Consider the following 24,228-nt stretch of genomic DNA (forward strand, 5'->3'; position numbering starts at 1 on the left):
AACGTTTGCCAATTCGTTGTTGTTCGTCCCGCTATCGGGCGCTTTGCGCGGTTAGTCTGCGCCGGGGGCGGCGGACGCCCTGCCGACGGTGATCCCGCGGCACAGGTGCGACGACGCTGGAGGCGGCGTGACGAACAACGAGGGCAGCAACGAGGCGACCACCCCGGCGGAGGGCACCACCCCCGCCCAGCGCTCGCGCCGCGAGCTGCTGGCCATGGCCGCGGTGGGTGCCGCGGGGGCCGGTGTGGCGGCGATCGCCGGCGGCGCACCGGCATACGCCTCGGGGGCCGCGCAGGGGACCGGCCCGAAGACCCACCGGCTCACGGTGCTGGGGACGACCGACACGCACGGCAACGTCTTCAACTGGGACTACTTCAAGGACGCGGAGTACGACGACAAGCCGCACAACGACATCGGCCTGGCCAAGATCTCCACGCTGGTCACGGCGATGCGCGAGGAGCGCGGCCGGGGCAACTGCCTCATGCTCGACGCCGGCGACACCATCCAGGGCACGCCGCTGAGCTACTACTACGCCAAGGTCGACCCGATCACCAAGGGCGCCGTCCACCCGATGGCCGCGGCGATGAACGTCATCGGCTACGACGCCGCCGCACTGGGCAACCACGAGTTCAACTACGGCCTGGACACGCTGCGGGCGTTCCAGAAGCAGCTGCACTTCCCGCTGCTCGGCGCGAACGCGCTGGACTGGGACACCGGGGCGCCGACCTTCCCGCCCTTCGTGATCAAGACGATGCGCCTCGACGGCGGCCACGAGGTGCGCGTCGGCATCCTCGGCCTGGTCACCCCGGGCGTGGCGATCTGGGACAAGGCCAACGTCGAGGGCAAGGTCAAGTTCCAGGGCATCGTCGAGCAGGCCAAGGTCTTCGTGCCGCGCCTGAAGCAGGCCGGTGCCGACGTCGTCATCGTCTCCTGCCACTCCGGGGCGACCACGTCCTCCTCCTACGGCGACGCGCTGCCCTGGCCGGAGAACGCCAGCTCGCTGCTGGCCGAGCAGGTGCCGGGCATCGACGCGATCCTCGTCGGCCATGCGCACCTGGAGATCCCCGAGCGGTTCGTGCAGAACGCGACCACCGGCCAGCAGGTGCTGCTGGTCGAGCCGCTGAAGTGGGGCATGCGCCTGGCGGTCATGGACCTCGACCTGGTCAAGGAGGCCGGTCGCTGGAAGCTCACCGCTGCCCACGGCCACCTCCTCGACGCCAACACCGTCACGGAGGACAAGCGGATCAGCGACCTGCTGTCCAAGGACCACGAGACGGTCCGGTCCTACGTCAACTCCGTCATCGGCACCTCGACCCGGGCGATGTCCTGCGCCACCTCCCGCTTCGAGGACACCGCGGCGATCGACCTGATCAACTACGTGCAGGCCGACGCGGTCAAGAAGGCCCTCTCCGGGACGGCCGACGCGGCGCTGCCGGTGCTGTCCATCGCGGCGCCGTTCAACCCCGACGCGGCGATCCCGGCCGGCAACGTGACGGTGCGCGACGTCGCCGGGCTCTACGTCTACGACAACACGCTGCTGGGCATCAAGCTCACCGGCGCCCAGGTCAAGGACTACCTCGAGTGGTCGGCGACCTACTTCCAGCAGGTCAGCGGCACCGGGCCGTTCACGCCCGACCAGGTCACCAACGCCAAGACCGACCTCGCGCCCAACGGCACGCCGGACTACAACTACGACATCATGTCCGGCCTCGACGCGCCGCTGACCTACGATATCGACATCGCCAAGGCGCCCGGCTCGCGGATCGCGAACCTCGCCTTTGGGGGCACGCCGGTCGACCCGGCGGCGACGTTCGTCATCGCGATCAACAACTACCGCCAGTCCGGCGGCGGCAACTTCCCGGGCGTCAAGACGGCGCCGGTCGTCTACAACGCCCAGGCCGAGATCCGCCAGCTGATCATCGACTGGGTCACCGCCACCAGGACGATCGACCCGGCGATGTTCTCCACCTACGACTGGAAGCTCGTCAGCAACGGCGCCCCCGTCACCATCGAGGGCGCCTCCGAGGGCGGCCGCCACTAGCCGCCACCCCGGTATGCCGTGGGGCCGGCTCGCGCGGTGACGCGCGGGCCGGCCCCACGCGCGTCCGCCCCACGTGCTGGGTCTGTCCGGCGCCGGCCGCGCCTGGTTCGGTGGTTGCCCCGGCACCGGGCGGCGCGATGGGGGAGAGTGGCACCGTGCGAAGCGTCACCCCCGACCTGCTGACCCAGGCCGCCGCCCGCGCCGGCGGCGAGCCGCGCGTCGTCACCAGCGGCAACGCGGCCGTCCCGTGGCGCCTGCTCGCCATGCTCGACGGCGCGGTCGAGCGCTACCGGCTGCACCAGCTGAACGCGCCACACGGCATACCGGTCCGTGAGGGGGTCGTGCACGAGACCTGCTTCGTGGGGCCGGGGATGCGGCACCGGGCGGGCCTGTCCTACGTGCCGGCGCGGCTCTCCCAGGTGCCGCTGCTCTACGGCCAGACGCTGGGGCCGGACATCGTGCTGGTGCACACGTCGGCGCCGCACGCCGGCAAGGTGTCGCTGGGCATCTCGGTCAACGTGCTGCCGGCGGCGATCGAGGCGGCCAGGGCGCGCGGCGGCGTCGTGCTGGCGCAGGTCAACCGGCAGATGCCCTACACGTTCGGCGACGGCGAGCTCGACCTCGACCTCTTCGACGGGGTGCTCGAGACCGACGAGCTGCCGGGCCCGCCGCACCGGGTCAGCCCGCCGGACGATGCGGCCCGCTGCATCGGCGAGCTGGTCGCGGCGCGCATCGGCGACGGCGCCACGCTGCAGATGGGTATCGGCGAGGTGCCCGACGCGGTGCTGCCCGGCCTGGTCGGCCGGCGCGGGCTGCGGGTGTGGAGCGAGATGTTCAGCGACGGCGTGCTCGCACTGGAGCGGGCCGGGGCGCTCGACGACGCCCACCCGCTGGTGGCGTCCTTCGCGATCGGCTCGCCCGAGCTCTACGCGTGGATGGACCGCAACCCCCGGGTGCGGCTGATGCGCACCGAGGTCACCAACTCGCCGGCCCTGATCGCGCAGAACCCGGGCATGACGAGCATCAACACGGCGCTGCAGGTCGACCTGTTCGGCCAGGCCAACGCCTCGCGCATCAAGGCGCGGATCCACTCCGGCTTCGGCGGGCAGACCGACTTCGTCGTCGGTGCGCTGCACTCCGTCGGTGGCCAGGCGCTGATGGCGCTGCGCTCGTGGCACCGCAAGGCGGACGTGTCCACGATCGTGCCGCTGGTGGAGGAGCCGGTGACCTCGTTCCAGCACACGGCGGTGATCACCGAGCAGGGTGCCGCGCAGATCCTCGGGGTCGACGAGCGCACCCAGGCCGCCCACCTGATCGACTACGCGGCCCACCCGAGCGTGCGCGAGGAGCTGCGTGAGGAGGCGGCTGCGCTGGGTCTGGCCTGAGCCGGGGCGTTGGGGCTCCCGGCTCAGCCGACGCGGCGGTCGTAGACCTTGCCCACCGCGTAGAGCACCGCGAGGAGCGCGGCGAACCAAGGCTGGCCGAACACGAGCAGGCCGACCACGGCGAAGCCGAAGATCAGCACCTCGACGATCGTGCGCGCCGGGTCGCCGAGGTGGCGGGGCGCCCGCGGGGCGACGAAGGTGCCCCAGAGCGCGATGGCGGCCAACGGCAGGGCGAAGCCCGCGACGATCCGCAGGACGAGGGCGTCGAACATCGCCGACCCGATCCAGGCCAGGGCGGCGAGCATGACGAGCTCGCTGAGGAAGCGCGCGCCGGCGAGGAGCCCCACCCGGGGCATCGATGGCTCGCTCACCGTCCCACCTCCGCCGATCCGAGGACGGGCCGGCCGACCAGCTCGGCGCCCGCGTCGCGCAGCTCCTCCAGCGCCGCGGCGGTGGTCTGCTCCGCGACGCCGGCCGTCAGGTCCAGCAGCACCCGGGTGGCGAAGCCCTCCTCGAGCGCGTCGAGCGCGGTGGCGCGCACGCAGTGGTCGGTGGCGATGCCGACGACGTCGACCGACTCGATCGCCCGGTCCCGCAGCCAGTCCCCGAGCCCGGCCCGGTGGTCGGCCGACTCGACCGTGGTGCCCTCGAACCCGCTGTAGGCCGCAGCGTGCTGTCCCTTGCGGAAGATCGCCTCGACGTGCTCGAACGCCGGCTCGGCGTGGGGGTGGAACAGGGCGCCGTCGCTGCCGACCCGGCAGTGCGCCGGCCAGCTGTCGACGAAGTCGGGGTCGTCGGAGAAGTGCGCGCCGGGGTCCTCGTGCCAGTCGGCCGTCGCCACGATCGCACCGTAGTCGCCGGCGTGGGCGACGACGTGGTCACTGATCCGGCGGGCGACGTCGGCCCCGCCGGTGACGGGCAGCGAACCGCCCTCGCAGAAGTCGTTCTGCACGTCGACGAGGATCAACGCGCGCGACAGATCGGCACTCATGCTGAAACGCTAACCCGACTGCCGGACATGACGTGTCAGTTACCGCCACACGACACGCAGGGGGATCGATGGCTTCGCGCGAGGAGCGCTTCGAGGAGCTGTTCGCCCGCACGCAGGCCCCGCTCATGGGGTATGCCGTGCGGCGGGTCGGCGACCCGGCCGACGCCGCGGACGTGGTTGCCGAGACCTACCTCGTGGCCTGGCGCCGGCTCGACGAGGTGCCACCGGGGGAGGAGACCCGGCTGTGGCTGTTCGGCGTGGCCCGCCGGGTGCTGGCCAACCACCACCGCGGCGAGCGGCGCCGGCTGGCCCTGGCCGACCGGCTGCGTGACGACCTCGGCGAGCTGGCGGACGGCGGCGGGCTGCCGGCCCCGGGCGAGTCCGAGGCGGTCGCGCGGGCGCTGCGCCGGCTGTCGGCCGACGACCGCGAGCTGCTGACCTTGGTGGCCTGGGAAGGGCTCTCCCGCGAGGAGGTGGCGCTGACGCTCGGCGTCACGCGGGCCGTCATCCGGCTGCGGCTGCACCGGGCGCGGGGCCGTCTTGCGATTGCTCTGAAGGCGGAAGACGTTGACCTGCAACGGTTTTCGCAGACCGGACATGTTCCTGCTGGGAGGGCGAACGCCCACCCCGACCTGAAGGAGGCGTGATGAAGCGCAACGAGGCGATGCATGTGCTGCGGGCGGCTGCCCCCGTCACGGACGCCGAGGTCTCCGGCCAGGTCGGCCAGCGGACGCTCGACGTCCTGCGCGAGGGGATCACCATGACCAGCACCACCGAAGCACCCGTCAGCACGCCACCCACCCGCCGGCGCCGGCACCTCACCCGCGGGGTCGGCGCGGGGGTGGCCGCGCTGGTCTTGGCCGGAGGAGGCGCAGCCGCGTGGGCGGCATACCAGGGGCTGCACGAGAGCACGTCGATCGGTTGCCTCAGCCCGGGGGTCGACGCGTACATCGCCCCGACGAGCGGCGACCCGGTCGCGGACTGCACCGCGATGTGGCGCAGCGAGGGGGTGAAGGTGCCGGACGGGCTCAGGGCTTACGACGACGGGCAGGTCATCATCGTGCGGCTCGACGGCACGGTCCCGGCCGGCATGCCGGTCGTGCCGGCCGGGCCGGTGCAGGACAAGCGGGTCATCGAGCTGACCGCCGCGATGGCGGACATGGTGGACCGTCCGGTCAGCAAGACCTGTGCCCAGGAGGCTGACCAGCGGGCTCGGGCGCAGGCCGAGCTCGACCGGCTCAAGCTGACCGACTGGGCCGTCAAGGCCTGGCCGGAAGCGCCGCCGAAGCCCGGGAACTGCACGCACACCGTCGTCGACTCGGACAAGCGGAGCATCTTCCTCGTCGACAGCGGTGCCCCGACCAGTCCCGTCGACGACCCGGCCACCAGCAGCCTCAACGGGGGGCCCGCGCTGCTGCGCCAGGACATCTCCCAGGGGTGCCTGAGCCTGGACCAGGCCGAGGCCGTCGCCCGCAAGGACGTGCACAAGGCGCTGCCCGACGTCCCCGAGGAGGCTGTCGACGTGACCCGCAACGTGGACCCGTCGGCGGCTTGCACCCGGGTCGACTGGGTGCCTGCCGGCAACATCGACATCCGCCTCTACGGCCCGGAGACCGCGAAGCGGTGAGGGCTCAGGCCTGGTAGAGGGTCGGGATCGCGGGCTCGCCGCGGGACAGCTGCAGCGCCTTGGCAGGAAGCTCGGCGCGCGACTGCTCGTGGCGGGCCCGCGCCGCGTCCAGGCCGGTGTCGGCGACGGCCTCGCCGTCGCGGACGAGCTCGACCAGCAGGGGGCGGTCGTTGCCGTCGTCAGCCGGCATCGCACCCACGCCGATGACCTCGGCCTCGGCCCGGCCCCGGGCGTCCAGGCGGCGCAGGGCCCACTTGCGGCCACCGACCGTGGCCTTGTCCTTGCTCTTCTTGGCCACCCCGACCATCGCGCCGCCGGCGTTCTCGCGGGCGACCAGCTTGTAGACCAGGCCGGCGGTCGGGGCGCCGGATCCGGTGACCAGCGAGGTGCCCACGCCGTAGGCGTCCACGGGGGCCGCGGCCAGCGCGGCGATCGCGTGCTCGTCGAGGTCGGAGGTGACCACGATCTTGGTGTCCATCGCCCCGAGGGCGTCGAGCTGCTTGCGCACCTCGCGGGCCTGGGCGAGCAGGTCGCCGGAGTCCAGGCGCACGGCACCCAGGCCGGGGCCGGCCACCTCGACCGCCGTCTGCACCGCGGTCGGCACGTCGTAGGTGTCCACCAGCAGGGTCGTGCCCTTGCCCAGGCTGGCGACCTGGGCCTCGAACGCCTCGCGCTCGCTGTCGTGCAGCAGGGTGAAGGCGTGGGCGCTGGTGCCCGTGGTCGGCACCCCGAACTCGCGGCCGGCCTCCAGGTTGCTGGTGGCGGCGAAGCCGGTGACGTAGGCGGCGCGGGCGGCGGCCACCGCGGCGTCCTCGTGGGTGCGCCGTGAGCCCATCTCGATGCAGGGCCGGCCCTCGGCGGCTCCGGTCATCCGCGAGGCCGCCGCGGCGACGGCGCTGTCGTGGTTGAGCACGGAGAGCACCAGGGTCTCCAGGAGCACCGCCTCGGCGAAGGTGCCCTCGACGACCAGCAGCGGCGACCCGGGGAAGTAGCACTCACCCTCGGCGTAGCCGTGGATGGTGCCGTTGAACCGGTAGCCGGCCAGGTAGTCGAGGGTCTCCTCGTCGACCACGTGGGCGCTGCGCAGCCGCTCGATCTCGGCCTCGCCGAAGCGGAACTCCTTGAGGTCCTCCAGGAGCCGGCCCGTCCCGGCGACCACGCCGTAGCGGCGGCCTTCGGGCAGACGGCGGGCGAAAACCTCGAAGACGCAACGGCGTCCGGCCGCGCCGCTGCGCAGGGCAGCCTGCAGCATGGTCAGCTCGTAGTGGTCGGTGAGCAGGGCGGTACTCGTCACGACGTGCAGCCTAGAGTGGGGGCCGTGTCCATCGCCCCAGCGGAGCAGGAGCTCACCGACCTCGCCGAGGAGTCGGACCTCGACCGACCCTGGATCACCCTCGTCTGGAACGACCCGGTGAACCTCATGTCCTACGTCACCTACGTCTTCCAGAGCTACTTCGGCTACTCCCGCGAGAAGGCCGAGAAGCTCATGCTCGACGTGCACCAGAAGGGCCGGGCTGTGGTCTCGACCGGCCCGCGGGAGAAGATGGAGCACGACACCGAGGCACTGCAGGGATACGGCCTGTGGGCGACGTTCCAGAAGGACGAGTGAGTGGCAACCGCGTTCAAGCGCAAGGGTGAGCGGTACGTCGTCAAGCTCGACGACGTCGAGCGCGAGGTCGTGGTCAGCCTGCTGCAGCAGACCCTGGACTTCATCGAGCCGCCGGAGGTCGAGCCCACCGGCGACGCCTTCGAGGACCTCGTCGCCACCATCGGCATGCCGCGCCTGGACGACGCGGGGCACGTCGCCGAGCCGGAGGACCCGGCCCTGGCCCGGCTCTTGCCGAGCGGCAACCGGCAGGACGACGCGATCGCCTCGGAGTTCCGCCGGCTGACCGAGCACGGGCTGCGGGAGCGCAAGGCGCAGAACCTCGGGGTGGCCATCGCGGCGATCGCATCGGCCGACGGCGACAAGGTGTCCCTCGACCTCGCCCAGGCGCAGGCGGCCGTCGTGGCACTGACCGACGTGCGGCTGCTGCTGGGGGAGCGCCTCGGCCTGCGCACCGACGAGGACGCCGACGCCCTCGCCGAGCGGCTCGAGCAGGCCGAGGACCACGACCTCGAGACCATGCTGGCGGCCTACTACGACTTCCTCACGTGGCTGCAGGAGTCGCTCACCCTCGCGTTGATGTCTTAGCGTCGAGCGAGGGCCCGCGCCAGGCCGGGCCGAGGCGTCGGTTCAGCCGGAGACCGGCTCCGGCCGCGGCACGGTGGCGAACGGGGACAGGGTGAACCAGTGCGGCACGGCCCGGCGCAGCGCCTCGGGTCCGTCGACCTCCAGCCCGCCCGAGCGCACCGCGTCCGACCAGGGGACCTCGCCGCGCCAGACGTCGACCAGCCGGCGCAGGCTGGCGGTGACCCGGACGGTCACCTCGAAGCCGGGGTCGACGTCGCACACGTCCGTCTCGGCGGCGGTGATCACCAGCCACCAGTCGCGGGCGCCCCGTGCGGCGTCGGGGAAGCGGAACTGCACCACGGTGCGCCCCGCGGGGACGGCGTCCGGGTCGACGTTGCGGTGCATGTCCCAGAGCAACAGCTTGGGGTCGAGGTCCTCGTCACCGATCTCGGGCACCCAGCGCACACCCCACATGCCCAGCGCCTCCACGACCGGGCGCAGCTCCTCACCGGCAGGGGTCAGCACGTAGCGGACTTCGCCGCCCTCCGCGTGACGGGTCAGCACGCCCGCCCGCTCCAGCTCGTGCAGCCGGCGGGACAGCAGGGTCGGCGACATCCGCGGCAGCCCGCGGCGCAGCTGGTTGAAGCGGTCGCTGCCCATGAGCAGCTCGCGCACGAGCAGCAGGGTCCAGCGTTCGTCGAGCAGCTCCATGGCCTTCGCGACGGGGCAGAACTGGTGGTAGGAGGACCCCATCTGTGCAGGTTAGGTCGCTGCCGTCGGCCGGACCAGCCCCCGACGGTCCGCTCGCGCGCGAGGCCGCTACCCGGCATACCGCGGCTTGGTTGGGGAAGGAGGGGGGCGCGGTACAGATCTCGTACTAGGTGCGGGCTTCGCGCCTTCCTACCGTCGGTCGTGTGGCACAGCGCCGCGCAGGGGACCACCGTCGGAGGAGAACCACCATGACGACACTGTCATCGACAGCGACCGGCGCGGCCGAGGCCGACCGCGCCCTGAAGGCCAAGCACCGGGCCATGTGGGCGATGGGCGACTACCCCGCCGTGGCCACCGAGGTCATCGCCGACCTCGGCCCGCTCCTCGTCGAGGCCAGCGGGTTGAGGCCCGGCGACCGCGTCCTCGACGTCGCTGCCGGCTCGGGCAACGTGGCCATCCCCGCCGCGCTCGCCGGCGCCCGCGTGGTGGCCTCGGACCTGACCCCGGAGCTGCTGGAGACCGGGCGGGCGCACGCCGCCGCGCAGGGGGTGGAGATCGAGTGGCGCACGGCCGACGCGGAGGCGCTGCCGTTCGCGGGCGGGGAGTTCGACGCCGTCGTCTCGTGCGTGGGCGTCATGTTCGCCCCGCACCACCAAGCCAGCGCCGACGAGCTCGTCCGGGTCTGCCGGCCCGGCGGGACGATCGCCCTGGTCAGCTGGACGCCGGAGGGTTTCATCGGGCAGATGTTCGCCACGATGAAGCCGTATGCCCCGCCGCCTCCGCCCGGCGCCCAGCCTCCGCCGCTGTGGGGTCAGGAGAGCCACGTCCGCGAGCTGTTCGGCGACCGGGTGGTCGAGGTGGTGGCGGAGCGGCGTGGCCTGCGGGTCGACCGGTTCGCCACGCCCGAGGACTTCCGCGACTACTTCAAGGCCCGCTACGGCCCGACGATCGCGGCGTACCGGTTCATCGCCGACGACCCCGACCGGGTGGCCGCGCTGGACCGGGACCTCGCCGACCTGGCGAGGCGTCACCAGGGTGCCGACGGGGCCATGGAGTGGGAGTACCTCCTGCTGACGGCGGTCCGCGCCTGACGGCCTGATCGCCTGGGTGAAGACTTGACCCCACCCGGGTGTGGTCAAGTCTTCACCGTGCAGCGGGAGCCGCATCGCTTGAGGCGCCCCGTCCAGCCCCTGGACCGAAGGACGGACGCCACATCGGCGGCCACCAGGCACGGCCGCTGCGTGACGTCGGCCCAGCCAAAGCGAAGCGTCACCCACCCTTCGACCAGCGCGCCGTTGTCGCGGGACCGGTCGCGGAACGCTCCGTCCCCGGCGTGTCCGAGCCGCCCGTCCAGCTCGACCAGCACCCGCTGCTCCCGGTAGGCGTTGTCGTCGCGCCACTGCCGTCCAGCCCTGCCTGAGCGGTGTTGTCGTGTTGCCGTCGGGAGGCCGTGAGGTCGCTCGACCCCGCTGATGTAGCGCAGCTCGAGGACGCTCTCGGCGCCGGCAGCGACATCGGCGAGCACCTGGCGGAGAAGGACTCCCCAGCGGTGCCGCTTGCGACCGGCCAACGCCGTGGCGAGTCTGCGAGTGCTCGTCAGCCGACGTTGGCACGCACGGGCGACCCAGGACATCGCCTCGTCGGCGGTGCCTCGTTGGCTCAGGTCCAGCACGGTCTCCTCGACAGTTGTGCGGGGTGGCCAGCATCCCGATCGGGCGCACTGGGCAAGGCCACGGCGTGTCCGCACGACAACCGCCCAGCGGCCAACCACCCGGCGGTGAGCCGGCACAAGCACCTCGACGCCAGGTGGGTCCCGATCGGTGAGGCCGTGCACGCGGGCTGCGCTGGTGTGTGACAGGACGGCGCCATCGCCACACGCGAGCACGGCCGCGCCGGCGCGGGTGAGCCACTCGACGGGACCCACATGGGTGACGTAGACCCCGCGGAACACCGCCCGCCACCGGCCCGAGCCGACGAGCCACTCGATCTGGCGCGGGCTCATCCCGAGGTCGAGGCACTGGCTGCGACTGACCGCCCCGACCTGGGAGGCCGCAAGTCCGTTCACCCGTCGCAGGAGCAGGTCTCGATCCGTCATGGCGCCACGCTCGCGGGATCATCGGTCCCACGGAAGCTCGACGGCCACGGCTGTGGACGACGGGACTTGCCCAGGCACCCATGTGGACAAGGGGAAGACTTGACCACACCCGGGTGTGGTGAATCTTTCACCGTGAAGGCGATCTGGCCGCCGATGTGACGGAGGCGACGCCAGAACGCGGCAAGTCGTCACGGCCCCGCGTTTAACCTCGAAAGGTGACAGACGCACCCATCGGGATCTTCGACAGCGGCTACGGCGGCCTGACCGTCGCGCGCGCCGTCCTCGACCAGCTCCCGCATGAGTCCGTCGTCTACCTCGGCGACACGGCGCGCCAGCCCTACGGCCCCAAGCGCATCGCCGACGTGCGCGCCTACGCCCTGGAGTGCATGGACCAGCTCGTCGAGCGCGGCGTGAAGATCCTGGTGATCGCCTGCAACACGGCGTCCGCGGCGATGCTGCACGACGCCCGGGAGCGTTACGACGTCCCCGTCGTCGAGGTCATCCGGCCGGCGGTGCGCCGCGCGGTCGCCGCCACCCGCAACAACCGGGTCGGGATCATCTCCACCCAGGCGACGCACCAGAGCCACGCCTACGTCGACTCCTTCGCCGCCGCCCCGCAGATCCACGTGACCAGCCAGCCGTGCCCGAAGTTCGTCGAGTTCGTCGAGGCGGGGGTCACCTCGGGCCCGGAGCTGCTGCGGGCGGCGCACGACTACCTCGAGCCCGTCGCCGCGCAGGGTGTCGACACGCTCATCCTCGGCTGCACCCACTACCCGCTGCTGACCGGCGTCATCTCCTACGTCATGGGCGAGGACGTCACCCTGGTTTCCTCGGCGGAGGAGACTGCCAAGGACGTCTTCCGCAAGCTCGCCGACGCCGACGCGCTGCGCCCCGACACCCTGCCCGGTCCCACCCACGAGTTCCTCACGACCGGAGACCCGCTGGAGTTCGAGCGGCTCGCTCGACGCTTCCTCGGCCCGGAGGTGGTCTCCGCCCACGCCGCGGAGGTGGCGTCCACATGAAGCTCACCGTTGTCGGCTGCTCCGGCTCCTTCGCCGGCCCGGCCTCGCCCGCCTCGAGCTACCTCGTCCAGGCCGAGTACCAGGGCCGCACCTGGAACCTCGTGCTCGACCTCGGCAACGGGGCCCTCGGTGCGCTGCAACGGCACATCGACCCGCGCGACATCGACGCCGTGGTGCTGTCCCACCTGCACCCGGACCACTGCATCGACCTGTGCGGCCTCTACGTCGTCCAGCGCTACCACCCCGAGGGTGCGGCCAAGACCCCGCTGCCCGTCCACGGCCCCACCGGCACCGGGCCGCGGATGACCGAGGCCTACGGCCTGGACGAGCCCGACGCCATGGCCGCCGAGTTCGACTACCGCGACCTGCAGGACCGCCGGCCGGTGCAGATCGGGCCGTTCACCGTCACCCCCTTCCGGGTCAACCACCCGATCGAGGCCTACGGCCTGCGGGTCGAGGCCGACGGGACCGTCCTCGCCTACACCGGCGACACCGACTCCTGCGACGCGCTGACGCCCCTGATGGCCGGCGCGGACCTGGTCCTCGCCGACGCCGCCTTCGTCGACGGCCGCGACGACATCGAGGGCATCCACCTCTCCGGCAGCCGGGCCGCGCGCGCCGCCCTCGCCGCCGGTGGCGTGCAGCGGCTCATGCTCACCCACATCCCGGCATGGAACGACCCCGAGGTATGCCGCGCGCAGGCTGCCGCGGTCTGGCCCGGTGAGGTGGAGCTCGCCAGCCCGGACACGGCATACGAGCTCTGAGGGCTCTCACCTAGCCTTGGGCGCATGACTCGACACGACGGGCGCGCCACCGACCAGCTCCGCGACATCCGGATCACCCGCAACTGGCTGGACCACGCCGAGGGCAGCGTCCTCGTCGAGTTCGGCCGGACACGCGTGCTGTGCGCCGCGTCGTTCACCGAGGGCGTGCCGCGCTGGCGCAAGGGCAGCGGCGAGGGCTGGGTGACGGGGGAGTACGCCATGCTGCCGCGGGCGACCAACACGCGCTCGGACCGGGAGTCGGTCAAGGGCAAGATCGGTGGCCGCACCCACGAGATCAGCCGCCTGGTCGGGCGCAGCCTGCGCGCCGTCATCGACACCAAGGCGTTGGGGGAGAACACGATCGTCCTCGACTGCGACGTGCTGCAGGCCGACGGCGGCACGCGGACCGCGGCGATCACGGGGGCCTACGTGGCGCTGGCCGACGCGATCGAGTGGGCGCGGGCGCAGGGTGCAGTCAAGCGCAACGCCAAGCCGCTCAAGGGCTCGGTCGCCGCCGTCAGCGTCGGCGTCGTCGGCGGCACGCCCGTGCTGGACCTGGACTACATCGAGGACTCCGGCGCCGACACCGACATGAACGTCGTGATGACCGGCGACGGCCAGTTCGTCGAGGTGCAGGGCACGGCCGAGGCCGAGCCGTTCGACCGCACGATGCTCAACCAGCTGCTGGACCTGGCCGAGGCCGGGTGCGCCGAGCTGACCAAGCTGCAGCAGGCGGCGCTGGCGGAGGGGCAGGCGTGACCCGGCTGGTCCTTGCCACGCGCAATGCCCACAAGGTCCGCGAGCTGGGCCAGATCCTCGACGGCCTCGTCGAGGAGCTCGGCCTGGAGGTCGTCGGCCTGGACGCGTACCCGGAGATCCCGGACGTCGTGGAGAGCGGGGTGACCTTCGCCGAGAACGCCACGCTCAAGGCGGTCGCCATCGCCAAGGCGACCGGGCTGCCGGCCATCGCCGACGACTCCGGCCTGGCCGTCGACGTGCTCGGCGGGTCGCCCGGCGTGTTCAGCGCCCGGTGGGCCGGCCGCCACGGCGACGACATGGCCAACCTCGAGCTGCTGCTGGCCCAGCTCGGTGACGTGCCGGACGAGGAGCGCAGTGCCGCGTTCGTCTGTGCCGCGGTGCTCGCGCTGCCCGGTGGCGAGGTGATCGTCGAGGAGGGTCGTATGCCGGGCCGGCTCGCCCGCGCGCCGCGCGGCACCAACGGCTTCGGCTACGACCCCATCCTCGTCGTGGAGGACGGGCGCACCGCCGCCGAGCTCAGCCCGGAGGAGAAGAACGCCATCTCGCACCGGGGCACGGCGTTCCGGGCCCTGGCCACCCACCTGCGCTCGGCACTGGGTGGATCGGCACCGGGTGAGGCGGCGCTCGGAGGGGCGCCGGCGGACGCCGACCGCCTCCGTTAGCGATCGGTCACCGACCAATCCCCGCCCGCCACGGCGACGAATGACACGCTGTGAGGGTGAAGCGACTCGGACCTGCCCTGGCGGGGGTCATTGCCGGTGCTCTGACCTTGGGCGTCGCTGAGCTCGTCGCCGGGCTGATGACCCGGATGGGTCTGATCGGGGGCACCGGGTCGCCGGTGGTCGCCGTCGGTGGCGCCTTCGTCGACCGGACCCCGCCGTGGCTGAAGAACTTCGCGGTCAGCAACTTCGGCACCCACGACAAGCTGGCCCTGTTCATCGGGATCGCCCTCGTCCTGGCCGCGCTGTGTGCCGTGCTGGGCGCGGTCGGTGCCACCCGGCATACCGCGGGGTTGGTCGGGTTCGTGGTGCTCGGCGCGGTCGGCGCGGCCGCGGTCCTGTCCCGTCCGCATGCCGCGCCCCTGGACGTCGTGCCGACGTTCGTCGGGGTCCTGGCGGGGCTGTGGGCGCTGAACACGTTGTGGGCCATGGCTGCTCGCGCCCAGGAGGGCGATGCCGACGGCTTCGGGCGGCGACGGCTGCTCGTCGGCGGGGCCGGTCTGGCTGCGGCCGCGGCGACCGCCGCAGCACTCGGTGAGGGGCTCGGCGGCACCGGCAGCAGCGCCGCCGCGTCCAGGGCCCGGGTGAGCGTGCCGCAGGTGGCCGACCCGGTGAACGTCCCGGTCGCCGCGGACCTGAAGCTGCCGGGGATCACGCCCTACGTCGTGCCCAACGGCGACTTCTACCGGATCGACACCGCGCTCGTGGTGCCGCAGATGGACACGGCGGGGTGGAAGCTGCGCGTGCACGGGCTCGTGGAGCAGGAGGTGACGATCACCTGGGCCCAGCTGCTCGCCAAGCCGATGAAGCAGGCCCTGGTCACGCTGACGTGCGTGTCCAACGAGGTCGGTGGCAACCTGGCGGGCAACGCGCTCTGGACCGGGTGGCCGCTCCGGGAGCTGCTCGCGATGGCCCGACCCAAGGCGGGGGCCGACATGGTGCTGTCGACGAGCATCGACGGGTTCACGGCGGGCACGCCGCTGGGGGCGCTGACCGATGACCGCAACGCGCTGCTCGCCGTGGCGATGAACGGCGAGCCGCTGCCGGTCGAGCACGGGTTCCCGGTGCGGATGGTGGTGCCCGGGCTGTACGGCTACGTGTCGGCCACCAAGTGGGTCGTCGACCTCAAGGTGACGAGGTTCGCCGACGACCAGGGCTACTGGACCCCGCGCGGGTGGTCGCCGATGGGGCCGGTCAAGACCGAGTCGCGCATCGACGTCCCCCGCTCGGGTGGTCAGGTGAAGGCCGGGCGCGTCGCCGTGGCCGGCGTGGCGTGGGCCCAGCATCGCGGGATCGACGCCGTCGAGGTGCGCATCGACAACGGGCCCTGGCAGAAGGCGCGTCTGGCGGCCGAGCCGACGACCGACTCCTGGCGGCAGTGGGTGCTGGAATGGGATGCACCGCGCGGCAACCACACCATCACGGTGCGCGCGACCGACGCCAGCGGAGCGGTGCAGACCCAGCGCGAGGCGCCACCAGAGCCCGACGGCGCGACCGGCTGGCACAGCATCACCGTCACCGTCGCCTGACGGCCAGGCGCACTGATCGGCCTACGCCGCGAGGCCGATGACAGGCTCCGGGGCCGGCGCGACCATGCGGCCATGACCCACCAGCAGACGATCGTCCCGCCCCGCGTGTTCGACATGGACGGGTTCGCCGCGGCCGTCAGGTCCAAGGACCCGGACCGCTGGTCGGACTACTTCGACGAGGACGCCGAGTGGCTGGAGTTCCGCCACGACCAGCCGCCGTCGAACCCGCACCGCATGGCGGGCAACATCGCGATCCACGCGATGCTGCGCTCGATGTGCGCGCAGGACTTCGGCCTGTCCGTCGAGGACGCCGTGGTCAGCGGCGCCAACGTGTGGTTCCGCCTGGTGCGGAGCCGCCCCGACGGCAGCCGGGTGCTCGAGCACATCCACCTCAGCGTCGCCGACAACGGGCTCATCCACCGCCAGACCGACGTCGAGGCCTGGGACCTGACCTGACCCGCGGGCCGAGGTTCCCGCGCATACGTCCGCCGCGCCTCCGACGCATGCGGAGGCGCGGCGGCCGCGTAAGCCTCAGGCGGGTCGGGGCTGGATCGGTGCGGTCGGACCGACCGCCGCCGCGTGGCGGCGCAGCCGGAACGCGAGGGCCAGCTCACCGACCCCGAGCACGATCAGCCACAGTCCCATCACCCAGGCGAGGGCGGTCAGGGACAGGCCGGGCCAGCTGAGCACGGCGATGCCGGCGATCGCGCTGAGCACACCCAGGGAGGCGCGGGTCCCGCGGTACTCCCCGCCATGGTCAGTGATCGCGACGAAGAACTCGATCATGCCGTGGGTGATCCAGTAGATCCCGAGCACCAGGCCGAGCGTCAGCACGGTCAGGCCGAGGTGGCGGATCGCCCACACACCGACGATCACCGAGAGGACGCCGAGCAGCACCAGCATGGTGCGGGTGCCGCCGCTCTCCTCGGTGTGGGCCAGGCCCTCGAAGAAGCGGAAGATCCCGCCGATCACGAGCTGGATGCCGAACAGCAGCGCCAGCACCACGACGGTCTTGCCGGGCCAGATCATCGCCAGGATGCCGACGACGACCGTGGCCGCGCCGAACAACCCGACCAGAACCGCCGACCCGCGGCTGACGGACTCCAGCCGCGCCTGCGCGGTGTCCATCATGTTGCCCTGATTGGACATGACTCCTCCTTCCCGCGGGCGCGAGCCGCCCGACGCCTCTTACTCCTCGTCCGGAAGCACCGTCGCCCGAAGGGCCTTGGTGCGCGCGTGCTCCTTCTTGCTCGCGATCCGGGCGTCGTCGGACTCGTGGCTCGGCCCACCCGGCCACCGCTCCGGTGGCGCCGGCTCCAGCGCCTCGAGCAACAGGTGCACGAGGCGCTCCCGCGCGGCCAGGCGGTTCTCCCACTGCGACCGGTGCTCGTGGGCCTGGATCACCAGCGCACCGTGGTGCAGCCGCGGGCTGAGGTACTCGGCGACCTGCCGACGTCGGTCCGCCCCCAGCGACCGGGAGGTGGTCACATCGAAGTGCAGCTCCACCTTGGCGGAGGTCGTGTCCACGCCCTGCCCGCCGGGGCCGGTCGACCGCGAGAAGTGTTCGTGCAGCTCCTCCTCGTGGATCAGCAGGCCGTTCGGCACACCGGGTGCCGGGTTGATGCGGAGGTCCTGCCCGGGGTCACCTGAGAACGTCACACCTCCACTGTTCGCCCGCGCAGCACCGCGCCGACAGGGACTTCACGCCCTACTCGTCACCGGCGCTCAGTCGTGCTCGCCGACGCGACCGCGCATCGCCTTGGTGGCGCTGCGCTGTCGCTTGCCCTCCAGCCGCCGTCGCTGCGAGCCGCGGGTGGGCCGGGTCGCGCGCCGGGCTGCCGGGGGAGGGGCCAGCCCCTCCAGCAGGTATGCCGCCAGCCGCGCCCTGGCGGCGGCCCGGTTCTGCCGTTGGGCGCGGTGCTCCGAGGCGGTGACGGCCAGCTCGGTGCCGACCAGCCGCGGCGCCAGGTGGTCCAGCAGCCGCTGACGCTGGTCGTCGGTGAAGGCCGTGGAGGCCGCGACGTCGAAGCGCAGCTCGACCCGGGAGTCGGTCGTGTTGACGCCCTGGCCGCCGGGGCCGGAGGCGCGGCTGAAGCGTTCGCGCAGCTCGGCGGCCGGGATGACCAGCTCGCGGCGCACGCCGGGGGCAGGCCCGAGGGTCAGGTCCTCGCCGGGGTCCCCGCGGTGCGTCCTCACGCCGGCATTCTGCCTGCACGCGCGGGTCCGACGTCGACACCGTGGAGGGTTGTAGGGGTCAGGACCCTGACAACCTGCCGCTCACCGGGCTCAGGCGCCGGCCCGCGCCGCCAGCTCGCGAGCCCGCGGCAGGGCCTCCAGCTCCGCGGCCGACAGGTTCGGGTCCTGACGCCGGAAGGCCTCCGCCGCCGCGAGGTGGTCGACATAGAGCTCGGACACGTGCCCGGCGAAGGACCGCAGGACGTCGGCCAGTGCGGTGCGGGCGGTCTCGTCGTCGATCCCGACCGAGGCCAGCATCCCGTCGGTGACCACGACCTGCGCCAGGATCAACGCGGTCACCGCCACGTCGAGGCCGGCGGGGCCGGGCCTGGCGTTGGCCCAGTCGATGACCACCGGCGTGTCGTCGCGCATGATCACGTTGAGCGGGTGCAGGTCGAGGTGCAGCAGCGACTCGCCCGCTGCCGCCGCCGGCCACGGCAGCCCGTGCAGCCGGTCGTGCAGGCCTGCGAGCGTGCTCCCGACCTTCTCGGACGTCAGTCCCCGAAGCATCGCCTCGGCCAGGGTCGGTCCGTCGACCCGCTCCATGATGATGTCGGGACCGGTGCCGCCATGGACCGTGGGCACGGGGTACCCGAGCGCGGCGAGGCCCCGGATCGTGGCGGCCTCGCTCTGGGCCGAGCGGCCGTCCCGGTAGCGGCGCAGCACCAGACCCTCGGCGTGGTCGTAGACGTCGGAGTCCCGGCCGGAGGCGAGCAGCGTCACGGGCCCACCCTAGGTGCGCCGGGCGCGATACCGGTCGTCGGCGCACCGGTCGTGACGTGGGCCCACTGGGGTGGGACCTAGGCACACGGCGACCGTGGCGGGCCTTCGCTCATGCGGCGTCGAGCTGCCGGCGCAGCCGGTCCAGCACGCGACGCAGCCGCCGGGAGACCTGCATCTGGCTGACCCCCAGCCGCTGACCGATCTCCTCCTGGGTCAGCTCGTCCTCGTACCGCAGCTGCAGCAGCCGTCGGTCGGAGTCGTCGAGCGTGCGCAGCGCGGTGGTCAGGGCCAGCCGTTGGACCACTGCCTCGCCGGGATCGCCGCCGGGGTCGGCCAGGTCGTCAGCCGGCGCCGTTCGGTGCTCGCCCCTCCTGGCGTCCAGCGACGTGGGGGAGTAGCAGCCGTGCAGCTCCCGCGCCTCGGCGACGGCGTCCGTGCCGGCCCCGACGTCCCGGGCGAGCTGCGCCGAGCTGGGGGAAGCGCCGAGCTCCTGCTCGAGACGGCTGCTGGCGGCGCGGACGTCGGCATGCAGCTCCTGCAGGCGCCGCGGCGGACGCACCACCCAGGCGGTGTCCCGGAAGTGCCGCCGGACCTCGCCCCGGATCGTGGGGCGCGCGAAGGCCAGAAAGGTCCCGCCGACGTCGCTGCGGAACCGCTGGACGGCCTTGACCAGCCCCAGTGCTGCCACCTGTTGCAGGTCCTCGAGCTCGAGCCCGCGGCCGCTGTAGTGCGCCGCGATGCCGCAGGCGACGTCGAGGTTGCACCGGACCACCTCGTCGCACAGCCGACGCCGGGCGTGGGGGTCGCTCTCGTGCGTCATCCGCTCGAGCAACCAGCGGGTCCGCTGCGCCCGGCGCTCGGCGGTGCCGTGGGAAGGACTGGGGGAGGAGGTGGTCAGCAACGCCGTCATCGCGTGTCCCGGGGGGAGCAGGGGCGGGGCCGTTGCTGGACCTCGTCCTCACCCTACCCAGAGGTGCCCCACCGGTGGGCCGCAGCGGCGGCTCATTCGTCGCGTTCGCCCCTGCTGCCACTGCCGTCCGCCTGGTCACGCGGCTCGATCAGCTCGTCATACCTCCTCGGGCCGTCGGCGACGGTGGGTTCCCCCAGCGCGTCGCTGCCCCCGCGGGCGCCGGTGCGCGCCGCCAGGGAGGCGGGGTCGGCGATCCCGTCCGCCGGGTCGGGCCGGTTGTAGGCGGCGCCGGCCACGTGGCTGGCACCCTCGGTGCCTCGTTGGCCGGACATCCAGGCCGTCGCGTAGTGCTGGTACAGGCTCTGCGCGTCGTCGAAGGACGGCGGCCATTCGGGCAGGTACGGCGCGTGGACGACGGTGTCCTTGTCATGGGCGAGGACCAGGTCGCCGGCCTCGACCCGCGCCTCGGCCACCGGGGCCAGCGCGTGGCGTCGGCCCAGCAGGCCGCCCCGGATGCGCACCCACGCCGTCTCCTGGCTGTGCTCCTCGACGAGGGCCTCCTCGACCGTGCCGATCTTCTCGCCGTCCAGCGCCCGGGCGGTCATGCCGACCAGTGCGCTCAGCTCGTGCTCCTGCATGGTGGTCTCCTCTCTGCGCGGATCGCCTCGTGCGGGCCGCCGGCAAGGCAGCGACGTCAGTCCCGTTCCCAGGGCGGCTCCTCACCCATCTTCGAGTAGTAGCGCCCGAGGTGCCCCTTGACACGGGGGGCGTCGCGCTCGGGCAGGTCCACCCCGCCGCGGGAGCCCTGCATCACGGCCGCTGCGGCCATCACCCCACGCGGGACCGCCACCAGCCGACCGCCGACCACATCGGCGATGAGCAGCTTGTACGCCGTGAAGTTCCCCTTCGCCTCCGCGTCGTACCAGACGTGTGCGTCGCGGTAGCGGGCGTTGGGCTCCTCGTCGGCACCGGCCCACGCGCGCACACGCTTCTCCGCCGCAGCCCCATCCCACTCGCGGTCGCGGTCGGCGAGCGGCAGGTCCTGGAACGTCGTGACTGCCATGGTCCACCCTCCTCGTCGGTTTGGTGTCGGACCGTGTACCCGCTGGAGGGCGAGTTCACCCGAGGTGTTTGGCGGCGTGGGATGCGGGTACGGATCGGATACGGACAGGTCGCCCACTGACCGGCACCGGGCTGACCTGGTGTCCACCGAGAGAGATGACCGAGAGGAGAAGGCCATGGGGAGCGCGGACAAGGCCCGCAACGCCGCTGAGGAGATGAGCGGCAAGGCCAAGGAGAAGGTCGGCCGGGCCACCGGCAACGAGAGCCTGGAAGCGAAGGGTCAGGGCCAGCGAACCAAGGCCCAGGCCAAGCAGGCCGGCGAGAAGGTCAAGGACGTCTTCAAGGACTGACCAGGGGTGACCGGTCGGCGGGTCGGACCGTGGGGTCCGGCCCGCCGACGTCGTCCCTCGGGCCGATCCTCAGGGCACGACCCGTCGCAGGGAGGCGTCGAGCCGGACGGTCCAGCCCCGGGCGTCGCACCGTTCCAGGAGCGGCACCGCGACCCGTCGGGTCGTGCCCAGCGCCACCCGCGCCTGGCTGAGGGTGAACGGCTGCGGCAGGGCGGCAAGGGCGCGCATCGCCCGCGCCGGGGCGTCGGGGAGCAGCACCACGTCGTCCGGCAGACGCAGGAGCCTGCCGGCGCGCTCGGCCGCGGCCAGCTGTCGGGCGCCCAGTCCCAGGGCTTGCAGCTCGGGGCGCTCCGGCGCGGCGAACGGGTGCTCGCGCAGCCGCTGCTCCAGCGCCCTCAGACCGGGTTCGGCTGCCCCCAGGGAGGGCACGACCCCGGGGCGGCTGATGCGGCCTTGCTGCTGCTCGAGGCCGTCGGCGGCGTCCGCCAGCGCCCGCACCAGGGAGCCGTCGGGCAGGTCCAGCTCCTGCCGGGCGGCCTCCAGGGGCATCGCGGGGTCGAGCGGGTGGGCCAGGGCCCACTGGTCCACGGCCGCCCCCAGCCGGAGGCACCAGCCCTGCCACGCCTCGTCGGCGACGATCCATCCCGCCTCCCGGTGCAGTCCCGCCGGCAGCGGGGTATGCCGGGTCGTCGCCGCCAGACCGCGGCTCACCAGGTCCTCCTCCCGCAGGGCCCCGTGGCGCCGGACCTCCACTCCCAGGTCCGGTCGCGCCACCGACACGCTCAGCGCCAGGGCGCGTTCCCGTGCGGCGCCCCGGCGTCGCAGGGGAGGAGGGGTGGTGTCCAGGACGTCCACGCCGGCGGCGACGGCGTGCCGGCCTGGGTCGCGCAGGATCGCCCGGTCGCCGGCAACCACGGGGAGGGGCCGGGTCAGGGTCAGCCGCGCCAGGTCGGGGCCGAGGGCCCTGAGGTGGGCCGGCGTGGCCGCGGTGCCCAGATGGAGGACCAGGTGCTCCGGCAAGGACGCGGGGTCGGCGCCGGACAGGCGCACGTCCACCACGGCAGTGGTCGCCCAGGCGCCGGGCGTGAGCAGGGCGTCCCCCCGGCGGACGGCCTCCCGGTCCACGGCCCGCAGGTTGACCGCCACCCGCGCTGTCGCCCGGACGCGCTCGTGGGGCTCACCGAGGCTCTGCAGGCCCCGGACGCGCACCCGCCGGCCGCTGAGCTCGAGCTCGTCGCCCACCGCGAGGGTCCCGGCGGCAAGCGTGCCGGTGACGACGGTCCCGCTCCCACGCACGGTGAAGCTGCGGTCGACCCACAGGCGCACGCGGCCGTCCGGGTCCGGGTCGGGCAGTCGTGCGACGAGACGCTGCAAGGCTTCCCGCAGAGCAGGCACGCCCTGTCCGGTGACGCCGGACACCGCGACCGCCTCGACCTCGCCCAGGCTGGTCCGGCGTAGCTGGTCGAGCGCCTCGGTGGTGGCCGGCCGCGGGTCGGCGAGGTCGCTGCGGGTCACCACGAGCAGGCCGTGCCGCAGACCGAGGGCGTCCACCGCAGCACAGTGCTCGGTGGACTGCCGTCGCCAGCCCTCGTCGGCGGCGACGACGAACATCACCGCCGGAGCGGGGCCGAGGCCGGCCAGCATGTTGCCGATGAAGCGCTCGTGGCCCGGGACGTCGACGAATGCGAGCATCGACCCGCCGGGCAGCGGCGCCCAGGCATAGCCGAGGTCGATCGTCATCCCGCGCCGGCGTTCCTCGGCCCACCGGTCCGGCTCCATGCCGGTCAACGCCCGCACCAGGGTGGACTTGCCGTGGTCGACGTGCCCGGCGGTGGCTACGACGTGCACGAGTGCTGAACCGCCTCGATCGCCTTGCACAGCACCACGTCTGCGCTCTCGGGGATGCAGCGCAGGTCGACCAGGCAGCGGTCGCGGTCGATGCGGCACACCACGGCGGGGTCACCCTGGCGGAGGGGCTCGGCGAGTGCGGCCGGCAGCGCGACCGCCCACCCGGGCAGCGTCACGCCGGGGGCCCCGCCGCCGCCGACGGCGCCGTCGGACGGCACGACCTCGCCGCCGACCACGTCGCGCAGCGCCTCGGCTCGCCGCCGGAGGTCGGCCGGGTCCGCATGCAGGTATCGCGCTGTGGGGGTCAGCGGGCCGCGCACCGTGGCCTCCAGTGCGGCCAGGGTGAGCTTGTCCACCCGCAGTGCCCGGGCCAGGGGGTGCCTGCGGAGCCGCTCCACGAGGTCGGCGCGCCCCAGCACCAGCCCGGCCTGCGGCCCGCCGAGCAGCTTGTCGCCGCTGGCGGTGACCAGGCTCGCCCCGGCGGCGAGGACCGAGCCCGCGTCCGGCTCGTCCGGCAGCAGCGGGTCCGGTGAGAGCAGGCCGGACCCGATGTCGACGACCACCGGCACGCCGAGCTCGCCCAGCTCGGCGACGCCGACGGAGGAGGTGAACCCCTCGACCCGGAAGTTGCTGGGGTGGACCTTGAGGACGCAGCCGGTGCCCGGCCCGACGGCCTCGGCGTAGTCGCGCAGCGCAGTTCGGTTGGTGGTGCCGACCTCCCGCAGCCGCGCGCCGGTGGAGGCGATGAGGTCCGGCAGCCGGAAGCCGTCGCCGATCTCGACCATTTCGCCGCGGCTGACGACGACCTCGCGTCCCGCGGCCAGGGCGGTGGTGGCGAGGACGAGGGCGGCCGCGCCGTTGTTGACGACCAGCGCGTCCTCCGCTGCCGGGACGGCGGCGCGCAGCGCGGCGAGTGTCCCGCGTCCGCGACGGGCGCGCCGCCCGGTCGCGACGTCATACTCCACGTCCACGTAGCCGGCGGCAGCGGTGACGGCGTCCAGAGCACCGGGGGAGAGGCTGGCCCGGCCGAGGTTGGTGTGCAGGACGACCCCGGTCGCGTTGAGGACCGGGCGCAGGCTCGTGGGGCGTGCCGGCAGGGCGGCGACGGCGGCGTCCGCGACGTCCTCGGGCCCCAGCTCGCCGCTGCGCACCCGGTCCTGGGCGGACCGGACCGCAGCCAGGACCGTCGACCTGCCCAGGGTGTCGGTGGCCGCGACCAGGCGCGGGTCGGCCAGCAGGACGTCGGTGCGCGGCACCCGACGACGGGGATCGGTCGACCTCACG

General features: G+C 73.2%; 28 protein-coding genes. 14 read left to right on the forward strand and 14 right to left on the reverse strand.

Going from position 1 to position 24,228, the window contains the following annotated elements:
* Positions 1-127 precede the first annotated feature (127 nt).
* Both AC3ANM_RS17105 and AC3ANM_RS17110 read left to right on the forward strand, forming a co-directional pair.
* Positions 128-2,041 (forward strand): bifunctional metallophosphatase/5'-nucleotidase, encoded by a 1,914-nt coding sequence (locus AC3ANM_RS17105; RefSeq protein ID WP_488285618.1) that lies wholly within the window; start codon positions 128-130, stop codon positions 2,039-2,041.
* Between the two features lie 155 nt (positions 2,042-2,196).
* Positions 2,197-3,426, forward strand: coding sequence for an acetyl-CoA hydrolase/transferase family protein (locus AC3ANM_RS17110; protein ID WP_488285619.1), 1,230 nt, complete (start codon positions 2,197-2,199; stop codon positions 3,424-3,426).
* A 23-nt stretch (positions 3,427-3,449) separates the two neighbouring features.
* Here the strand turns inward: AC3ANM_RS17110 and AC3ANM_RS17115 are convergent, their stop codons facing one another.
* Together AC3ANM_RS17115 and AC3ANM_RS17120 are read right to left on the reverse strand one after the other, a co-directional pair.
* Positions 3,450-3,797: a YrdB family protein gene (locus AC3ANM_RS17115; RefSeq protein WP_488285620.1), complete on the reverse strand. Its 348-nt coding sequence runs from the start codon at positions 3,795-3,797 to the stop codon at positions 3,450-3,452.
* The gene (locus tag AC3ANM_RS17120) at positions 3,794-4,417 is read right to left on the reverse strand and encodes an isochorismatase family protein (protein ID WP_488285621.1); all 624 of its coding nucleotides are present in this window, start codon (positions 4,415-4,417) and stop codon (positions 3,794-3,796) included. The genes AC3ANM_RS17115 and AC3ANM_RS17120 overlap by 4 nt, the downstream gene beginning before the upstream one ends.
* 68 nt (positions 4,418-4,485) lie before the next feature.
* Here AC3ANM_RS17120 and AC3ANM_RS17125 point away from each other — a divergent pair, with 68 nt between their 5' ends.
* Entirely contained in the window at positions 4,486-5,064 is a 579-nt protein-coding gene (locus AC3ANM_RS17125) for an RNA polymerase sigma factor (protein WP_488285622.1), read from the forward strand.
* Positions 5,064-6,044: a hypothetical protein gene (locus tag AC3ANM_RS17130; RefSeq protein ID WP_488285623.1), complete on the forward strand. Its 981-nt coding sequence runs from the start codon at positions 5,064-5,066 to the stop codon at positions 6,042-6,044. The genes AC3ANM_RS17125 and AC3ANM_RS17130 overlap by 1 nt, the downstream gene beginning before the upstream one ends.
* 4 nt (positions 6,045-6,048) lie before the next feature.
* Here AC3ANM_RS17130 and AC3ANM_RS17135 read toward each other — a convergent pair whose 3' ends face one another.
* Positions 6,049-7,338, reverse strand: coding sequence for a nicotinate phosphoribosyltransferase (locus AC3ANM_RS17135; protein WP_488285624.1), 1,290 nt, complete (start codon positions 7,336-7,338; stop codon positions 6,049-6,051).
* A 24-nt stretch (positions 7,339-7,362) separates the two neighbouring features.
* Here AC3ANM_RS17135 and clpS point away from each other — a divergent pair, with 24 nt between their 5' ends.
* Positions 7,363-7,653 (forward strand): ATP-dependent Clp protease adapter ClpS, encoded by a 291-nt coding sequence (gene clpS / locus AC3ANM_RS17140; RefSeq protein WP_488285625.1) that lies wholly within the window; start codon positions 7,363-7,365, stop codon positions 7,651-7,653.
* Positions 7,654-8,238: a DUF2017 family protein gene (locus AC3ANM_RS17145; RefSeq protein WP_488285626.1), complete on the forward strand. Its 585-nt coding sequence runs from the start codon at positions 7,654-7,656 to the stop codon at positions 8,236-8,238.
* A 42-nt stretch (positions 8,239-8,280) separates the two neighbouring features.
* Here AC3ANM_RS17145 and AC3ANM_RS17150 read toward each other — a convergent pair whose 3' ends face one another.
* On the reverse strand, positions 8,281-8,970 hold the full coding sequence (locus AC3ANM_RS17150) for a winged helix-turn-helix transcriptional regulator (protein WP_488285627.1): 690 nt from the start codon (positions 8,968-8,970) through the stop codon (positions 8,281-8,283).
* Positions 8,971-9,176: 206 nt separating this feature from the next.
* Between AC3ANM_RS17150 and AC3ANM_RS17155 the strand changes: the two genes are divergently transcribed.
* A complete protein-coding gene (locus AC3ANM_RS17155; protein ID WP_488285628.1) occupies positions 9,177-10,019 on the forward strand; it encodes a class I SAM-dependent methyltransferase in 843 nt (280 codons plus the stop codon).
* Between the two features lie 44 nt (positions 10,020-10,063).
* Here the strand turns inward: AC3ANM_RS17155 and AC3ANM_RS17160 are convergent, their stop codons facing one another.
* Positions 10,064-11,023 carry a type IV toxin-antitoxin system AbiEi family antitoxin domain-containing protein gene (locus AC3ANM_RS17160; RefSeq protein WP_488285629.1) on the reverse strand — a complete coding sequence of 320 codons (960 nt, stop codon included), beginning with the start codon at positions 11,021-11,023 and terminating at the stop codon, positions 10,064-10,066.
* Between the two features lie 215 nt (positions 11,024-11,238).
* Between AC3ANM_RS17160 and murI the strand changes: the two genes are divergently transcribed.
* The 6 genes from murI (at position 11,239) to AC3ANM_RS17190 (ending at position 16,272) form a co-directional block, all read left to right on the forward strand.
* Positions 11,239-12,045: a glutamate racemase gene (murI, locus tag AC3ANM_RS17165; protein ID WP_488285630.1), complete on the forward strand. Its 807-nt coding sequence runs from the start codon at positions 11,239-11,241 to the stop codon at positions 12,043-12,045.
* Positions 12,042-12,809, forward strand: a complete 768-nt coding sequence (locus AC3ANM_RS17170) for an MBL fold metallo-hydrolase (RefSeq protein WP_488285631.1) — start codon at positions 12,042-12,044, stop codon at positions 12,807-12,809. Before murI ends, AC3ANM_RS17170 begins: the two co-directional genes overlap by 4 nt.
* Before the next feature lie 24 nt (positions 12,810-12,833).
* A complete protein-coding gene (gene rph / locus AC3ANM_RS17175) occupies positions 12,834-13,568 on the forward strand; it encodes a ribonuclease PH (RefSeq protein WP_488285632.1) in 735 nt (244 codons plus the stop codon).
* On the forward strand, positions 13,565-14,230 hold the full coding sequence (gene rdgB / locus AC3ANM_RS17180; protein ID WP_488285633.1) for an RdgB/HAM1 family non-canonical purine NTP pyrophosphatase: 666 nt from the start codon (positions 13,565-13,567) through the stop codon (positions 14,228-14,230). The genes rph and rdgB overlap by 4 nt, the downstream gene beginning before the upstream one ends.
* 56 nt (positions 14,231-14,286) lie before the next feature.
* Complete coding sequence (locus AC3ANM_RS17185; protein WP_488285634.1) at positions 14,287-15,816, forward strand: molybdopterin-dependent oxidoreductase; 1,530 nt, start codon at positions 14,287-14,289, stop codon at positions 15,814-15,816.
* 72 nt (positions 15,817-15,888) lie between these two features.
* A complete protein-coding gene (locus tag AC3ANM_RS17190; protein WP_488285635.1) occupies positions 15,889-16,272 on the forward strand; it encodes a nuclear transport factor 2 family protein in 384 nt (127 codons plus the stop codon).
* A gap of 75 nt (positions 16,273-16,347) precedes the next feature.
* On the opposite strand, the gene AC3ANM_RS17195 is transcribed toward AC3ANM_RS17190, so the two are convergent.
* The 7 genes from AC3ANM_RS17195 to AC3ANM_RS17225 all read right to left on the reverse strand — a co-directional run bounded on the left by AC3ANM_RS17195 (position 16,348) and on the right by AC3ANM_RS17225 (position 20,747).
* A complete protein-coding gene (locus AC3ANM_RS17195; protein ID WP_488285636.1) occupies positions 16,348-16,965 on the reverse strand; it encodes an HdeD family acid-resistance protein in 618 nt (205 codons plus the stop codon).
* A gap of 39 nt (positions 16,966-17,004) precedes the next feature.
* The gene (arfB, locus tag AC3ANM_RS17200) at positions 17,005-17,475 is read right to left on the reverse strand and encodes an alternative ribosome rescue aminoacyl-tRNA hydrolase ArfB (RefSeq protein ID WP_488285637.1); all 471 of its coding nucleotides are present in this window, start codon (positions 17,473-17,475) and stop codon (positions 17,005-17,007) included.
* A gap of 66 nt (positions 17,476-17,541) precedes the next feature.
* Positions 17,542-18,012 carry an alternative ribosome rescue aminoacyl-tRNA hydrolase ArfB gene (arfB, locus tag AC3ANM_RS17205; RefSeq protein ID WP_488285638.1) on the reverse strand — a complete coding sequence of 157 codons (471 nt, stop codon included), beginning with the start codon at positions 18,010-18,012 and terminating at the stop codon, positions 17,542-17,544.
* 90 nt (positions 18,013-18,102) lie between these two features.
* On the reverse strand, positions 18,103-18,774 hold the full coding sequence (locus tag AC3ANM_RS17210; protein WP_488285639.1) for a phosphotransferase: 672 nt from the start codon (positions 18,772-18,774) through the stop codon (positions 18,103-18,105).
* 109 nt (positions 18,775-18,883) lie between these two features.
* A complete protein-coding gene (locus AC3ANM_RS17215) occupies positions 18,884-19,684 on the reverse strand; it encodes a sigma-70 family RNA polymerase sigma factor (RefSeq protein ID WP_488285640.1) in 801 nt (266 codons plus the stop codon).
* Positions 19,685-19,776: 92 nt separating this feature from the next.
* Positions 19,777-20,322, reverse strand: coding sequence for a PRC-barrel domain-containing protein (locus AC3ANM_RS17220; RefSeq protein WP_488285641.1), 546 nt, complete (start codon positions 20,320-20,322; stop codon positions 19,777-19,779).
* 56 nt (positions 20,323-20,378) lie between these two features.
* Positions 20,379-20,747: a hypothetical protein gene (locus AC3ANM_RS17225; RefSeq protein WP_488285642.1), complete on the reverse strand. Its 369-nt coding sequence runs from the start codon at positions 20,745-20,747 to the stop codon at positions 20,379-20,381.
* 175 nt (positions 20,748-20,922) lie between these two features.
* Between AC3ANM_RS17225 and AC3ANM_RS17230 the strand changes: the two genes are divergently transcribed.
* Positions 20,923-21,096 carry a CsbD family protein gene (locus AC3ANM_RS17230; protein WP_488285643.1) on the forward strand — a complete coding sequence of 58 codons (174 nt, stop codon included), beginning with the start codon at positions 20,923-20,925 and terminating at the stop codon, positions 21,094-21,096.
* Between the two features lie 69 nt (positions 21,097-21,165).
* On the opposite strand, the gene selB is transcribed toward AC3ANM_RS17230, so the two are convergent.
* The gene (gene selB, locus AC3ANM_RS17235; protein ID WP_488285644.1) at positions 21,166-22,944 is read right to left on the reverse strand and encodes a selenocysteine-specific translation elongation factor; all 1,779 of its coding nucleotides are present in this window, start codon (positions 22,942-22,944) and stop codon (positions 21,166-21,168) included.
* Positions 22,932-24,227: an L-seryl-tRNA(Sec) selenium transferase gene (gene selA / locus AC3ANM_RS17240; RefSeq protein WP_488285645.1), complete on the reverse strand. Its 1,296-nt coding sequence runs from the start codon at positions 24,225-24,227 to the stop codon at positions 22,932-22,934. The genes selB and selA overlap by 13 nt, the downstream gene beginning before the upstream one ends.
* Position 24,228 lies beyond the last annotated feature (1 nt).

Source organism: Oryzihumus sp. JJN4-3R (assembly GCF_057747915.1).

Bases quoted from the DNA above. Each gene is read 5' to 3' on its own strand.
- AC3ANM_RS17220 (WP_488285641.1), bottom strand. From the start codon at position 20,322: ATGCAGGAGCACGAGCTGAGCGCACTGGTCGGCATGACCGCCCGGGCG.
- AC3ANM_RS17130 (WP_488285623.1), top strand. From the start codon at position 5,064: ATGAAGCGCAACGAGGCGATGCATGTGCTGCGGGCGGCTGCCCCCGTC.
- AC3ANM_RS17230 (WP_488285643.1), top strand. From the start codon at position 20,923: ATGGGGAGCGCGGACAAGGCCCGCAACGCCGCTGAGGAGATGAGCGGC.
- AC3ANM_RS17160 (WP_488285629.1), bottom strand. From the start codon at position 11,023: ATGACGGATCGAGACCTGCTCCTGCGACGGGTGAACGGACTTGCGGCC.
- AC3ANM_RS17225 (WP_488285642.1), bottom strand. From the start codon at position 20,747: ATGGCAGTCACGACGTTCCAGGACCTGCCGCTCGCCGACCGCGACCGC.
- AC3ANM_RS17215 (WP_488285640.1), bottom strand. From the start codon at position 19,684: ATGACGGCGTTGCTGACCACCTCCTCCCCCAGTCCTTCCCACGGCACC.
- AC3ANM_RS17125 (WP_488285622.1), top strand. From the start codon at position 4,486: ATGGCTTCGCGCGAGGAGCGCTTCGAGGAGCTGTTCGCCCGCACGCAG.
- AC3ANM_RS17155 (WP_488285628.1), top strand. From the start codon at position 9,177: ATGACGACACTGTCATCGACAGCGACCGGCGCGGCCGAGGCCGACCGC.
- AC3ANM_RS17150 (WP_488285627.1), bottom strand. From the start codon at position 8,970: ATGGGGTCCTCCTACCACCAGTTCTGCCCCGTCGCGAAGGCCATGGAG.
- AC3ANM_RS17120 (WP_488285621.1), bottom strand. From the start codon at position 4,417: ATGAGTGCCGATCTGTCGCGCGCGTTGATCCTCGTCGACGTGCAGAAC.
- AC3ANM_RS17170 (WP_488285631.1), top strand. From the start codon at position 12,042: ATGAAGCTCACCGTTGTCGGCTGCTCCGGCTCCTTCGCCGGCCCGGCC.
- AC3ANM_RS17195 (WP_488285636.1), bottom strand. From the start codon at position 16,965: ATGTCCAATCAGGGCAACATGATGGACACCGCGCAGGCGCGGCTGGAG.
- rph (WP_488285632.1), top strand. From the start codon at position 12,834: ATGACTCGACACGACGGGCGCGCCACCGACCAGCTCCGCGACATCCGG.
- AC3ANM_RS17190 (WP_488285635.1), top strand. From the start codon at position 15,889: ATGACCCACCAGCAGACGATCGTCCCGCCCCGCGTGTTCGACATGGAC.